The organism is Halolactibacillus halophilus, from assembly GCF_900115605.1.
In the GTDB taxonomy this organism is placed as follows: domain Bacteria; phylum Bacillota; class Bacilli; order Bacillales; family Amphibacillaceae; genus Halolactibacillus; species Halolactibacillus halophilus.
The window spans coordinates 23,251-37,347 of record NZ_FOXC01000027.1 but is presented as its reverse complement, the minus strand read 5'-3'; the positions used below and the strand labels follow the sequence as shown (position 1 = coordinate 37,347).

Annotated in this window: 12 protein-coding genes; 4 read left to right on the top strand and 8 right to left on the bottom strand. The window is 38.2% G+C overall.

Translation table 11 applies throughout. The features are described 5' to 3' along the window. Positions 1–520 precede the first annotated feature (520 nt). The 8 genes from BM098_RS09720 to dnaA all read right to left on the bottom strand — a co-directional run bounded on the left by BM098_RS09720 (position 521) and on the right by dnaA (position 10,865). Positions 521–1,594 carry an HD-GYP domain-containing protein gene (locus BM098_RS09720; protein WP_089832820.1) on the bottom strand — a complete coding sequence of 358 codons (1,074 nt, stop codon included), beginning with the start codon at positions 1,592–1,594 and terminating at the stop codon, positions 521–523. A gap of 62 nt (positions 1,595–1,656) precedes the next feature. Beyond that, the gene (gyrA, locus tag BM098_RS09715; protein WP_089832818.1) at positions 1,657–4,179 is read right to left on the bottom strand and encodes a DNA gyrase subunit A; all 2,523 of its coding nucleotides are present in this window, start codon (positions 4,177–4,179) and stop codon (positions 1,657–1,659) included. Between the two features lie 68 nt (positions 4,180–4,247). Further along, positions 4,248–6,170, bottom strand: a complete 1,923-nt coding sequence (gene gyrB, locus BM098_RS09710) for a DNA topoisomerase (ATP-hydrolyzing) subunit B (RefSeq protein WP_186819695.1) — start codon at positions 6,168–6,170, stop codon at positions 4,248–4,250. 74 nt (positions 6,171–6,244) lie between these two features. Next, entirely contained in the window at positions 6,245–6,511 is a 267-nt protein-coding gene (gene remB / locus BM098_RS09705) for an extracellular matrix regulator RemB (RefSeq protein WP_089832814.1), read from the bottom strand. Next, positions 6,511–7,641, bottom strand: a complete 1,131-nt coding sequence (gene recF, locus BM098_RS09700; protein ID WP_089832811.1) for a DNA replication/repair protein RecF — start codon at positions 7,639–7,641, stop codon at positions 6,511–6,513. Before recF ends, remB begins: the two co-directional genes overlap by 1 nt. 28 nt (positions 7,642–7,669) lie before the next feature. Further along, positions 7,670–7,897, bottom strand: a complete 228-nt coding sequence (gene yaaA, locus BM098_RS09695; RefSeq protein ID WP_089832809.1) for a S4 domain-containing protein YaaA — start codon at positions 7,895–7,897, stop codon at positions 7,670–7,672. Positions 7,898–8,188: 291 nt separating this feature from the next. Further along, positions 8,189–9,328, bottom strand: a complete 1,140-nt coding sequence (gene dnaN / locus BM098_RS09690; RefSeq protein ID WP_089832806.1) for a DNA polymerase III subunit beta — start codon at positions 9,326–9,328, stop codon at positions 8,189–8,191. A 187-nt stretch (positions 9,329–9,515) separates the two neighbouring features. Next, on the bottom strand, positions 9,516–10,865 hold the full coding sequence (dnaA, locus tag BM098_RS09685; protein WP_089832804.1) for a chromosomal replication initiator protein DnaA: 1,350 nt from the start codon (positions 10,863–10,865) through the stop codon (positions 9,516–9,518). Between the two features lie 939 nt (positions 10,866–11,804). Here dnaA and rpmH point away from each other — a divergent pair. The 4 genes from rpmH (at position 11,805) to jag (ending at position 14,089) form a co-directional block, all read left to right on the top strand. Continuing rightward, positions 11,805–11,939, top strand: coding sequence for a 50S ribosomal protein L34 (gene rpmH, locus BM098_RS09680; protein ID WP_062322791.1), 135 nt, complete (start codon positions 11,805–11,807; stop codon positions 11,937–11,939). A gap of 212 nt (positions 11,940–12,151) precedes the next feature. Next, on the top strand, positions 12,152–12,511 hold the full coding sequence (gene rnpA / locus BM098_RS09675; protein WP_089832802.1) for a ribonuclease P protein component: 360 nt from the start codon (positions 12,152–12,154) through the stop codon (positions 12,509–12,511). Positions 12,512–12,689: 178 nt separating this feature from the next. Next, positions 12,690–13,466, top strand: coding sequence for a YidC family membrane integrase SpoIIIJ (spoIIIJ, locus tag BM098_RS09670; protein ID WP_089832800.1), 777 nt, complete (start codon positions 12,690–12,692; stop codon positions 13,464–13,466). Then, the gene (gene jag, locus BM098_RS09665; RefSeq protein WP_089832798.1) at positions 13,466–14,089 is read left to right on the top strand and encodes an RNA-binding cell elongation regulator Jag/EloR; all 624 of its coding nucleotides are present in this window, start codon (positions 13,466–13,468) and stop codon (positions 14,087–14,089) included. The genes spoIIIJ and jag overlap by 1 nt, the downstream gene beginning before the upstream one ends. The last annotated feature ends 8 nt before the right edge of the window (positions 14,090–14,097 follow it).

Here is a 14,097-nt window from a genome sequence, read left to right as displayed (position 1 = left end):
AATACCATTAAAAAAATGAAAAATAATTTAAAGCTATCCAGAAAAGCAAAATAGTACTCACTTTTTCAAAAGCGAAAAAACTCTCTAAACCCCTGTAAAATAAGGGGTTAGAGAGTTTTTGTTTTAATTAAGTGTCAAACTCGAGAATACGACAACGGCAACTGTTTTTCAAGCTTTTTTATTAGGAATCTAAAACTTTTTTTTAGAAAAACGGTTATATTAATTGACAAAAAATTCAGATTAATTGTATAATGGTTCGTTTGATAATTAAAAGAAAGTTCGCTTCGTTTTCATATGATGCCGATTCGATTAATGTGTTAAATAATCGCCGTAATGAACAAGACGATCCCAACAATACGGAAAACGAAAGTGAACGATCCCCCCTAATATTCTCGCGAATGTTTGAAGATGGTGTCTGCTCGCCCTAAAAAGATAAAAAATAGCGATTGTGTCTTATAAAAAAATACTCACCACTATCAGTCTATGATGACTAACTGTGATGAGCGTAATATGATTAATTTTAAACAAAAGCGGTTATTTTTTGGGATGCATCCTGCGTAAGGGTATAAATATCATGAGTACCTCGCACCCTCACGATCGCTTCTGGGTCTTTGTTTAAGTGTAATTCAACGATATCAGCTTTTTCACCGGTTGATAATGTGACTTGTTGATTTTTTAATGCTTCTTCCAACAGATGAAAGAATTGATACAAGTATTGATCATCAAATTGATGATTGATTCGCTTATGCATATCAATGATCGTATCAAATAGCGGTTTCTCTTTTTGATAGTAACGTTCAGACATCATCGCATGATAACTGTCACTAATCGCAATCATTTTTGCATACGGATGAATTTTATCACGCTTGACCCCCATTGGATAACCGGAACCATCAAGCTTTTCATGATGTTGAAGAACACCTAGTTTCGCTTGTCGTGAAAGTGACGCACAATTATCCACGTATCGATATGAATAAGTCGGATGTTTTTTAATTTCATCAAGTTCTGGTGGGACTAGGGCTTGTGGCTTTTTTAATAGTCGTTGACTTATTTTTGACATGCCACTGTCAGCTAAAAAGCCTGCTAAACAGACCTGAATCCAGTCTTTATCGAGACCTGACTGCTTCGCAAGGAGCGACGTAATTAAGGCCGTAGCCACGCTATGATGCGCTAAGTAGCGGTCTTTTGTCACTTCTTTAAATAACAGTAAAACCTCGTGTTTATGTTGATCAATTCGCTTGGCGAGTGGAATAATCGTTTCTCTTACTTTATGAATATCTAACGGTACACCGCTTTGCCATAGCTGATACATTTTTTCATACTGTTTAACAACTTTCCGGTAATGTTCCAGAAAGGGTGTAGACACGACTTGTTCCTGTTGTTCTTCGGTCGCTTCAATTGGTAACGGAAAATAGGTCATACCGTCTTCTAAGCAATCTTCTACTGCGACGTCTTCAATCTTAAATCGGTCCAATACTTCTTGAATTAGTGGTGTGACCACAGTGTTTTTTTGAATAATAGGTTGCAGGCCTTTACTATAAACATCCTCAGTAATGACACAATGGGGCACCAATTGTTTAGGATGAACTCGCATATCGTCACCTCTTTTGTACAGAATAAGCGAAAGACTCAAGTCTTTCGCTTATGCCTTATAGATTAATTTTCAGATGGTGTCTCGTCATCTGATGCCGCTTCTGTTGGAGCAGCATCTGTTGTTTCTGTTTGTTCTTCAGTTTCAGCTTCATCTTCTGTTTTTTCAACAACCGCAACCGTTGCGACTGTTTCCTCTTCACCAAGACGAATCAATTTAACCCCTTGAGTGTTACGCCCTGTTTGTGAAATCGTCTCAACAGGCATTCGGATAAGAATTCCACTCTCAGTGATAATCATTAAGTCTTCATCACCACGAACCGTCTTCACCGCCACAACCTTGCCGGTTTTATCGGTAATATTACATGTTGATACACCTTTACCCCCGCGATTAATCATGCGGTACTCAGTTTGTGGTGTTTGTTTACCGTAACCATTTTCAGTGACATTTAACACGTACTGATCTTCATCTAGAATTTCCATCGACACAACATAATCACCGTCTCGTAAAGAAATACCTTTCACACCAGCCGCGGTACGCCCCATCGAACGAACAGCGTCTTCTTTAAAGTGAATCAATGACCCGTTATGCGTCGCAATTACCATATTTTTCTTACCATCAGTGAGACGAACAGAAATCAGTTCATCTTCCTCGCGTAAGTTTAAGGCAATCAAGCCACTCCGACGAATATTCGCAAATTGTGATAACTCGGTTCGTTTTGAAATCCCTTGCTTTGTCGTAAAGAATAGGTAATGGTCATCGGCGAATTCTTTGACTGAAATGACCGCATTGATCCATTCACCATTTTCAATTTCCAATAAGTTAATAATCGGTAACCCTTTAGCCGTCCGACCAAACTCAGGAATTTCATACCCTTTCAGGCGATAGACTTTCCCTTTATTACTAAAGAAAAGAATGGTATCGTGCGTTGATGTTGAAATTAAGTGTTCAACAAAATCATCTTCACTTGTTTCCATCCCCTGAACCCCGCGACCACCTCGGCGCTGCGTCCGGTAAGTCGAAGCTGGTAGACGCTTAATATAGCCTTTATGCGTGAGCGTAATCACGATATCTTCTTCAGGAATTAAATCTTCATCTTCGAAGAAGTCAAACCCACCAGAAGCAATCTCGGTCATACGGGTATCATTAAATTTCGCTTTAATTTCAAGCAACTCTTCACGGATTATTTCAATCAGTTTCGACTCATCACTTAAAATCGCTTTTAGTTCTTTAATTAAGACCTGAAGTTCTTCGTACTCACCCTCAATCTTATCACGTTCTAAGCCAGTTAAACGCTGGAGACGCATATCAAGAATCGCTTGGGCTTGTTTTTCAGATAGACTGAACTTTTCAATCAGATTGGTACGAGCCTCATCTGCCGTTTTTGATCCACGAATGAGCGCAATAATTTCATCAATATGGTCAAGTGCAATTCGTAACCCTTCTAAAACGTGCGCTCTGGCTTCTGCTTTTTCTAATTCATATTCTGTCCGTCTGCGAACAATGACTTTTTGGTGTTCTAAATAATATTCAAGCGCTTGTTTTAAAGTCAGCACTTTTGGCTGGCCATCGACAAGTGCCAACATATTGATACCAAATGACGTCTGTAGGGACGTTTGTTTATATAAATTATTAAGTAACACGTTTGGATTGGCATCACGACGGAGTTCAATCACAATTCGCATCCCGTTACGGTCAGACTCATCACGTAAATCGGTGATCCCTTCAATCTTCTTATCACGAGCCAGTTCAGCGATTTTTTCTACCAATTTCGCTTTATTGACTTGATAAGGAAGCTCAGATACAAGAATCCGTGACTTGCCATTGGCTTGTTCTTCAATTTCAGCTTTAGCCCGAATCGTAATCGAACCTTTGCCTGTCTCAAATGCTTTTCGAATACCTGAGCGACCAAGAATTGTCGCACCCGTCGGAAAGTCAGGCCCGTGAATATAATCTTCCATCAATTCTTCAATAGAAATATCTGGGTTCTCACTTACAGCTAAAATTGCATCAATCGTTTCGCCTAATTGGTGTGGCGGAATATTAGTTGCCATCCCAACCGCAATACCAGAAGCACCGTTAACGAGTAAGTTAGGAAACCGTGACGGTAATACGACCGGTTCACGTTCTGAACCATCATAGTTATCGGCATAATCAATCGTATTTTTATTAATATCTCGCAGTAATTCCATTGAGATTTTCGACATTTTCGCTTCAGTATAACGCATCGCTGCCGCTGGGTCACCATCGACAGAACCGAAGTTACCGTGACCATCCACCAGTGGGTAACGGTAGCTAAAATCTTGCGCCATTCTTACCATCGCTTCGTATACAGCTGAATCACCGTGTGGGTGATACTTACCAATCACATCACCAACAATACGCGCGGATTTTTTATAGGCTTTATCTGCGTGCATACCTAAATCATTCATCGCATAAAGAATCCGGCGGTGCACCGGTTTTAAGCCATCACGTACATCGGGTAAGGCACGTGAGACAATCACACTCATCGCGTAGTCTAAAAATGACGTACGCATTTCTTTACCAATATTTATTTCTTGAACCTGGGGACGCTTTTGCTCCACCATTTAATTACCTCCTATCCAACTGAGGACACATTTTTCTTACTTGTTTGTACCGACGTTTTAACTACGCATCAAACGTCTAAGTTTTTCACGTAGACCGCATTCTCTTGAATAAAATTACGACGCGGTTCAACTTTATCTCCCATCAACATATCAAAGATTTGGTCGGCCTCAATCGCATCATCAAGATTGACTTGAAGTAACGTACGATTATCAGGGTCCATCGTTGTCTCCCATAGTTGGGTGGCATTCATTTCACCAAGACCTTTGTAGCGTTGTAAACCTGGGCGAGGTGCCTTTGGAATTTCTGCTAGAATCCGATCAAGTTCTTTTTCGTTATAAGCATAGTAGACCGCTTTACCTTGTTGGACTTTGTATAGCGGTGGTTGTGCAATATAAATATAACCATGATCAATCAGCGGACGCATATAGCGATAGAGGAACGTCAGTAATAATGTTCTGATATGAGCGCCATCGACATCAGCATCGGTCATAATGACAACTTTATGGTAACGCGCTTTTGAAATATCAAACTCCTCACCAATCCCTGTTCCCATCGCCGTTACCATAGAACGGATTTCATTGTTTGATAGAATCCGGTCAAGACGCGCTTTTTCAACGTTTAGAATTTTCCCACGTAGTGGTAAAATCGCTTGGAAGTGACGATCACGCCCTTGCTTAGCTGACCCACCAGCTGAGTCACCCTCAACAATATATATTTCACTTTTCGACGCATCCCGACTTGAACAATCAGCTAGTTTACCAGGTAAGTTAGAAATTTCTAATGCCCCTTTACGACGTGTTAATTCACGGGCTTTTTTCGCAGCCATGCGCGCGCGCGAGGCCATCAGACCTTTATCAACGATTATCCGAGCAGAATTCGGGTTTTCAAATAAAAACGTTGAGAATAAATCACTGAACGTTGAGTCGGTGATTGTTCTTACTTCACTGTTACCTAATTTTGTTTTTGTTTGTCCTTCAAATTGAGGATCTGGGTGTTTAATTGATACGATGGCTGTTAACCCTTCACGTACATCATCCCCAGTTAAGTTTGGATCACTTTCTTTAAACATATTATTTTTCCGCGCATAATCATTGATCACACGGGTTAAACCAGTTTTAAAGCCAGACTCATGCATCCCACCTTCATACGTGTGGATATTGTTGGCAAACGAATAAATATTACTCGCAAAGCCATCGTTGTATTGAATCGCAACTTCAACCGAAATGCCTTGTTCTTCTTTTTCTGCATAGAAAGGTTCATGTAACACTTCTTTTGAGCCATTTAAATACTCGACGTAGGATTTAATCCCACCTTCATAATAGTATTCTTCGTAAATAGACTCATCACCTTCAACACGCTTATCTTCGATCGAGATTTTAAGTCCTTTATTCAAAAACGCTAATTCACGGAGGCGAATTTGTAACGTTTCATAATTATAAATCGTTGTTTCCTCAAATACCTCTTTATCTGGCATGAAGTGAATTTTTGTTCCAGTAATCTCTGTTTCACCAATTACTTTGAGTTCTGTTGTTAATTTTCCACGACTAAAATCAAGGTAATAAATTTTACCATCGCGATGCACGTACACTTCCAGTGAAGTAGATAAAGCATTAACAACCGATGCCCCTACACCATGCAAGCCACCTGATACTTTATAACCGCCACCACCAAATTTACCACCAGCGTGGAGGACAGTCATAATGACTTCAACCGCTGGGCGATTTGATTTTTCATGAATCCCAACAGGAATACCCCGACCGTTATCAATAACGGTAATACTATTATCTTTTTCAATAATGACTTGAATATGGTCACAGTGTCCTGCAAGGGCCTCATCAATACTGTTGTCGACAATCTCCCATACGAGGTGATGTAAGCCTCTTTCACCGGTTGAACCGATATACATACCAGGACGTTTTCTTACAGCTTCAAGACCTTCTAAAACTTGTATTTGGCTTTCATCATAAACTTGTTCGAAATTTTCTTCCATTGTCACTACATTCACCTACATTTCTTTAATTTCATAGCACTTCTATGACACTGACTTGTTTAATATTCTAAAAATTAATACGATTCTTGTTGGGAGAGAATCGCTTTAATACTTGTCCGCTTCTTAAGGGTTGGAATGGCAAGCGGACTGTAATACACCCCATCATTAGTGAAAATAATCGTCTTTACGACATCTTCATCATAGTCAAGGTCATCGTCTTCTTGTTCAGCATAATCAATCATCTCTTCGTTAATCGAGGAGACTTCTATATCTTGTTGATTAATCATCACGATAATATCACTCGTTTGAATGACTTGATCGTTCCCAATATGCATAAACATTACGTGTCCCCTCTTTCTTCGCGCACAATTTCACCATCTTCCACGTGAAAAATGGTTGCGGACTGCATTGTTTCATGTTCAATATCGTTCACACTTGTCGTTGTGACAAAGGTTTGAACTTTGTCTTTAATCGTATTCAGCAAATGACTTTGTCGGTGTCTATCAAGTTCACTTAACACATCATCCAGTAATAAGACGGGATACTCGCCGACTTCATGTTTAATGAGCTCTATTTCCGCTAATTTTAAGGACAACGCTGTCGTACGTTGCTGCCCTTGTGACCCGTAGGTTTGCACATTGCGGTCGTTCACATAGAAAATGAGGTCATCACGATGCGGACCGTAGAGCGTGGTCCCACGGTCAATCTCTTGTTGTCTATGGCGATTAAATGTTTCATCATACTGTTGTTTGATGTCAGCAAGCGATGCTGTTTTATCGATAGCAATTGTCGCATCATAATCAATCGTTAATATTTCTTTCGCTTGGGTGATACCTGAATGAATCGGTTGTGCCCATGTTAATAGCAACGCTAAAAATGAAAAGCGCCGCCGCAAAATCTCACTGGCGTGCGTAATCAGTTGTTCCGTTAAGACGTCAAGCATCGTTGTATCCGTCGTTTTCCGGCGCTGGAGATCTTTTAATAAGTGATTGCGTTGTTTTAGTATCTTTTGGTATTGCCCAAGGTGGTGCATATAAATGGGCTTGACCTGACCAATTTCCATATCAATAAACCGGCGGCGCACTTGTGGACTGCCTTTAACTAAGTTTAAGTCTTCAGGTGCAAACATCACCACATTTAAAGCTCCAATATAATGACTCAGACGCTTTTGTTCTAAATGATTTAGTTTCGCTATTTTACCTTTAGCTTGAAACTGCATTTCAATCGGCACATGATAATTCCGTTTAAAAACCGTACCTTCTATTCTAGCATAAGATTCATCCCACATCATAAGTTCTTTATCTTTTGATGTTCGATAAGACTTTGTGAAGGCTAAGACATAAATAGCCTCCATAAGATTCGTTTTCCCTTGTGCATTCTGACCAATAATCACATTTACTTTTTCATCAAAGGTCAGCGCAAGCTTGGAATAATTGCGATAATTGGTAAGTGTGATTGTTTCAATATACATCTGAATTCCTAACTTTCATCATAGCGTTTTACGCGTTCTCTCTTGTCACAGTATATGTACCAACCTCTGGTATCGAGATAGAATCTCCTGGATAAAGTTTTTTTCCACGACGTTGATCTTGTGAGTCATTCACAAAGACTGGATACTCACTTAGAAAAAGTTTAACCATACCGCCAGACTCAACCACATTGGTTAATTTTAAAAATTGTCCGAGGGTAATATAGTCTGTTTTAATTTGTATTTCTTCTGACGCCATTAAATTTTACCTCCCTTAACGTATTTAAGCCATAAACGGCTCACTATTTATTCTTCTTTCTATTTTACTAAAAAGTACGCTTGATGCAAATTCGTCTCTATTCGCTTTTATTTTGCTTATTATCTATTTTACCTCAAATCCGACCAAAAGGGGGGAAAAACACTTAAAAACATGAAAAAGAAGCATGAAACCTTATTTTCACACTTCTTTTTCAGACATATTTAAAAAATGATCCAGTAAAGGAGTAGTTATGCATTAACTTGTTTTCCACTCATTACCTTTATCAACATGTTAATAAGTGCGGACAGGGAGAATGAGCTGTAAGATATCATGATTATTTTCCGGATAAAGAACAAATGGACGCATTGCACCAGTAAAGTGAACCATCACATACTCATCTTCAACAATGCGTAAGGCATCAATCATATATTTCGCACTAAAAGAAATTTTTAAACTTTCCCCATCAATTGTCTCTATGACGACCTCTTCTGTCACTTGACCAACTTCAGGTGTGTTTGAGCTAATTTGTAAGAAGTTTTCTTTCGTTTCTAGTTTGACGACATTGTTTCGATTTTCTTTTGCGAGTAATGACGCACGATCAATTGCTTGTAGTAATGTCTTGGTCTTTACTTTTACAGACGTTTTACTTTCAGCTGGAATTAACCGATCTGTCTCAGGATATTTCCCATCGAGTAAACGTGATAAAAAGTATAGATTTTTTGTTTGGAATAAGATTTGATTATCAGCCACACTAATTGTGATTGTGTCATCTGTGTCATCAATAATCTTATTTAACTCAGCTAAACTCTTACCAGGAATAACGATGTTGTCAAATTGAATATGAACAAAGTCTTGGTCGAGTTTAATTGAGCGTGAAGCTAAGCGGTGAGAGTCTGTCGCGACAAAGGTCATGTCGCCGTTATCAATCTTCATGTTGACACCAGTTAAAATCGGACGTGTTTCAACAGTTGAAACAGCAAACACCGTTTGTTTGATCATTTCTTTAAAAATATCATGTTTGACTTCAAAACTATTATCCGTATGTAGGATAGGGAGTTGAGGATATTCCATCGCATCTTGCCCATTTAGGTGGAATTCAGATCCACCAGAGACAATCGTCATTTGATATTGTTCATCGGTTGATATTTCAACCGTTTTTAGTGGTAATTTACGAATGATTTCAGGAAAATATTTAGCTTGAACAACGATGCTGCCTGTTTCAATCGCTTCAACATGAACCAGACCATCTTCTTCTTTTGGAATGAATGATTCAATTGAGATATCTGAATCACTCCCGGTTAATTTAATTCCTGTTGGTAAAGCTTCGATTTTTATCCCCGTTAAAATAGGAACCGCAACACGTGGTGAAATAGCTTTCATTACATGTTGCAAACTTTCTAATAATAAGTCACGTTGAATTATGAATTTCATAATGAAAAATTCCTCCTAGTGGAAGTCTATATATTAATTATTATTATAAAAAAATAGTAGTAATAGTAATAGGGGCTGTTGATATGTGGATAACTCACGTTAACCTGCATAAGCGTATAGTTATCCACGTGTGGACAGTTTGTTTATAACTTTGATTTGTTTTCCACACTGTTCACAACCTTAAAAATTAAAAACTCTTTAACTTTTCTTTTATTTCTTCGATATCGCGTTGTAGTAATTGATCGGCATCAATCATTTTAGAAATTTTCTCATGGGCATGGATCACGGTTGTATGATCACGTCCGCCAAATTCTTCACCTATTTTAGGTAAGGAGAAATCCGTTAATTCACGCGATAAGTACATCGCGATTTGGCGCGGAAAAGCAATTGATTTGGTCCGTTTTTTGGCAGCGAATTCGGATAATTTAATTTGATAACGTTCACCAACAATTTCTTTAATTTGTTGGATTGTCACGACTTTTGGTCTTGTATTGGGAATAATATCTTTAAGTGCTTCGGCTGCAAGGGACGGGTCGATGTCTTGATTGGTGAGTGATGAATAAGCGACCACACGAATCAGAGCACCTTCAAGTTCTCGAATATTTGTATCGATTTGATTGGCAATATAAAGCATAACATCATTAGAAATTTCTAAGCCTTCGGCTTTTGCTTTTTTACGTAAAATCGCAATCCGCGTTTCCAAGTCAGGCGGGGTAATATCGGTGATGAGTCCCCACTCAAACCGTGAACGCAAGCGGTCTTCAAGCGTTGGGATCTCTTTTGGTGGTCGGTCACTTGAGATAATAATTTGTTTACTTTCTTCATGTAGCGTATTAAATGTATGGAAAAACTCCTCTTGTGTCTGTTCTTTCCCCGCTAAAAATTGAATATCATCAATCAGTAAGACATCAACATTTCGGTATTTACTTCTAAAGTTTTCGGCTTTATTATCCCGAATCGAGTTAATAAATTCATTCGTGAATTTTTCACTTGAGAGATAAACGACTTTGGCATCTGGATTATGGTCAAGGACGTAATGGCCAATCGCATGCATTAAGTGGGTTTTGCCTAAACCAACCCCTCCATATATAAATAATGGGTTATACGCTTTTGCGGGCGCTTCAGCAACGGCGAGTGAAGCGGCGTGAGCAAATCGGTTACCAGAACCAATGACAAACGTATCAAATGTATATTTATCATTTAACATGGTTTTTGGGTGTTCTTGATGATCTGATGCTGGTTTTGGTTGTTTAATAGGTGCTTTCATTTGTTCTTCAATTGCTGCTTCATGTTCTGGGATGACAAATTTGGTGTTTAACTTTGCACCGGTCACTTCAAAAATAGCTTCTGATACGAGGTTTGTGTACCGATTTTCAAGCCAGTCACGGGCAAATTCATTTGGTGCTGAAACAATTAAGGTGTCATCAGTTAATTGATCGGCTTTAGTATTTTTGAGCCACGTATCAAAACTTGGCTTACTAACCTTTTCTTTAATCGCTTCTAACGTGTTGTCCCAAAGTTCTTCAATATTCTCCATTTAAACGCTCCTTTCTTTCATTGATTTCTACTTAAACCCTGTGATAATACGGTTTTAAAGATATTAAAATGTGTCTTTCAGTATAAAAAACCTCTCGCCATCTTATATAAAGATCGAAAGGTTTTAGAAACAGACCTGTGGATAATAAAAGACTAATATCAAGGTATGTTAGACCAGTTGTTCATTTTATACACACTTTTGTTGATAAGTTTATTCAGAAGATGTGAATAAATGTCCACAGGTTATCCACCGACTGTGGATAATTATTTTGTTGATAAAAGTTTTTCTTCAGTTAAACACAGTTATAATATCAAAAAACGAGCGATTTTGCAAGGTATTTCGATGGTTATCCACATAACGACAGACATGTGGGAGATTTTCATCCACAAGCTGTGAAAGTGTGTTTAACTTGTCGATAATTGTTGTGGATAATAAAAGTTTGAAAAACGGGGTTGAGGAAAGCTTGTGGATAATGTCAAAACAAACAGAAGAGGGAGCTTTGAATAAATACAGGGTAATGTCTCGTGAGTAAGAAATTATATATGTTAAAAGTGAGGGGAAGTATTTTACGATAGAAATAAGAAAAGAATTTAGATGAATGAAATTTTTAAAAGAAAGTTGTGATTTGGAACATTTTTAACTAGGTGATAAAAGAAGATGATCGATCAGTGTCATTAACAAAGTGAGATCATATTGCGTTTGGAAAGATTTAAAATAGATATTTAGTAGAGGCGTCCGGGCGAAGTTTTAACAAAAAAGCGATAATTTTTTAATTTCTTTTAAAAAAATACGTGACAATGAGAAAAAATTAAGCTATTATAGTACATTGTAGAGTAAACACTAGGAATAATAATTGACAGACATGTCTCGTATTATTTATAATATATAAGGCTGTCTAATAGATGAATGTTAGAAATTCCTCAGGGAGGTGTAGTATAAATGAAACGCACATTTCAACCAAACAATCGTAAGCGTAAAAAAGTTCACGGCTTCCGTAAGCGTATGAGCACGAAAAATGGACGTCTTGTACTTAAGCGTCGTCGTAGCAAAGGTAGAAAAGTATTATCAGCATAGGCCACTGACTAACGACAGTGGTCTTTTTTTTCACGTTAAGTGAGAAAAAGATGTTGGGATGAGCGCTCGCGTGACTTCTGTCAAACAGAATCATGAGTGAATCATCCCATTTTTAATAGCTAGAAATTAAAGCGGTTAACATCCTTTAGTTATAATAAAAGGCGTGTATCTAAGAAGAGATACTGCAGGTAAGCAAGTAGGGGGAGAAAAAGATGAAGAAAGCATATCGACTGAAATCAAATGATGATTTTCAACAAGTATTTAAACGAGGGACGTCGTTTGCCAATCGTCAACTCGTTCTCTATTACTTACCAAAACAAGATCAAACACATTTCCGTATGGGATTATCTGTCTCGAAAAAAGTAGGGAACGCTGTCGTAAGAAATCGAATCAAACGCTATCTAAGACAAGCGTTTCATGAGCTTGATGCTGAGATAAAACAAGCACATGATTTTGTGATCATTGCGCGTGTTCCAACGAAAGATTTAGATTTTTATGAGATAAAGAAAAGCCTGACTCATGTGTTATTTAAGTCAAAACTCTTAAAACAAAACCAGAAAAAGAAGACTTAAGTGAATAGAACATTTCGTTTTGATCTATATGAGCTTCCTACTTGTGAATGATGTTTCTATCATGGTTTTAGGAAGTTTCGTAAAAGCTGGGGCTTTTTCTAGTATTCCCGTTAAGATAATGATAAAATAACTTATGAGTTTCACATATATGGATAAATATATGTTAAGGAGGAAGATTATGCGCAAAAAGGTCTTATTGTTAGTGGCCTTAGTTGGTTTAGTTTTATTATTGTCAGGGTGTGGAGATATTAACGCACCAATTACCGCAGAAAGTAGTGGGATTTGGGATGAATACTTTGTCTACCCATTATCTTGGCTGATCACATCAGCAGCAGATTTATTTGGAGGTAGTTTTGGTTGGGCCATTGTTGTTGTGACCCTTGTGATTCGTTCAGTTCTTGTTCCACTTAACGTGAAACAGTTAAAGAGTTCAAAAGCGATGCAAGAAGTACAACCTGAGTTAAATAAATTAAAAGAAAAATACAGCTCAAAAGATGCGCAAACACAACAAAAATTACAAGAAGAAACAATGAAGTTATTTAAAGAGCATAATGTGAATCCAATGGCAGGGTGTTTACCTATGATTGTTCAAATGCCTATTTTAATTGGGTTATACCACGCGATTATGCGGACACCAGGATTACAAGATGGAAGTTTCCTATGGTTTGAATTATCAAATCCGGATCCATTTTATATCTTACCAATTGTCGCTGCCGGTGCAACGTTCTTACAACAGAAGTTAACGATGTCTGGCACAAATATGACACAAAATGCAGGGAATCCACAAATGACGATGATGCTTTACATGATGCCAATCATGATTGGTGTGATGTCAATGTTCTTCCCAGCTGCCCTTGCGTTATACTGGGTTGTAGGTAACGTCTTTATGGTACTGCAAACAATCTTTATTCGTAAGCCATTCAAATTCCAGCAAACTTCGGGAGGAAATAACTAGTGAAACAGGTAACTGCTTCTGGACAAACAGTCAAAGATGCGGTCCAATCAGCGTTAGTGCAACTTAACACCACAGAGGACCACGTTGATATTGAAGTTATTGAAGAAGGTAAAAAAGGGATGTTAGGCTTGTTTGGATCAAAACGGGCGATTGTTAAAGTCACCGTTAAAGAAGATCCTGTCGAACAAGCGGCGATGTATTTAAAAGAGATTGCTGAAGCTTTTTCTAGTGATGTTGTCGTGTCAACGAAAGTTGATAATCATGCTGTCACCTTTGATTTATCAGGGGAGAAAATTGCGATGATTATCGGTAAACGCGGTCAAACACTTAATGCTTTGCAACACATTGTCCAAGTCATGTTGAATCGTCGGTCAGAGACACGTTTTCGTGTCGTTGTTGATGCGGAAGATTATCGCTCACGTCGAGCGGCCACACTTGAACAATTAGCCAATCGTTTAGCTGATAAAGCGTTAAAAACGAAAAAGCTTGTGACATTAGAACCAATGCCATCTTATGAACGTAAAGTCATTCATAGTGCGCTGCAACACCAATCAGGTGTTGAAACATTCTCAGATGGTCAAGAACCTAATCGTCACGTTGTGATCAAACCATTAAAAAAGTAAGCTAAAAC

What these genes read in the sequence shown, in the direction of transcription:
- BM098_RS09720 (WP_089832820.1), bottom strand. Translation starts at nt 1,594, where the DNA reads ATGCGAGTTCATCCTAAACAATTGGTGCCCCATTGTGTCATTACTGAG.
- gyrA (WP_089832818.1), bottom strand. Translation starts at nt 4,179, where the DNA reads ATGGTGGAGCAAAAGCGTCCCCAGGTTCAAGAAATAAATATTGGTAAA.
- gyrB (WP_186819695.1), bottom strand. Translation starts at nt 6,170, where the DNA reads ATGGAAGAAAATTTCGAACAAGTTTATGATGAAAGCCAAATACAAGTT.
- remB (WP_089832814.1), bottom strand. Translation starts at nt 6,511, where the DNA reads ATGTTTATGCATATTGGGAACGATCAAGTCATTCAAACGAGTGATATT.
- recF (WP_089832811.1), bottom strand. Translation starts at nt 7,641, where the DNA reads ATGTATATTGAAACAATCACACTTACCAATTATCGCAATTATTCCAAG.
- yaaA (WP_089832809.1), bottom strand. Translation starts at nt 7,897, where the DNA reads ATGGCGTCAGAAGAAATACAAATTAAAACAGACTATATTACCCTCGGA.
- dnaN (WP_089832806.1), bottom strand. Translation starts at nt 9,328, where the DNA reads ATGAAATTCATAATTCAACGTGACTTATTATTAGAAAGTTTGCAACAT.
- dnaA (WP_089832804.1), bottom strand. Translation starts at nt 10,865, where the DNA reads ATGGAGAATATTGAAGAACTTTGGGACAACACGTTAGAAGCGATTAAA.
- rpmH (WP_062322791.1), top strand. Translation starts at nt 11,805, where the DNA reads ATGAAACGCACATTTCAACCAAACAATCGTAAGCGTAAAAAAGTTCAC.
- rnpA (WP_089832802.1), top strand. Translation starts at nt 12,152, where the DNA reads ATGAAGAAAGCATATCGACTGAAATCAAATGATGATTTTCAACAAGTA.
- spoIIIJ (WP_089832800.1), top strand. Translation starts at nt 12,690, where the DNA reads ATGCGCAAAAAGGTCTTATTGTTAGTGGCCTTAGTTGGTTTAGTTTTA.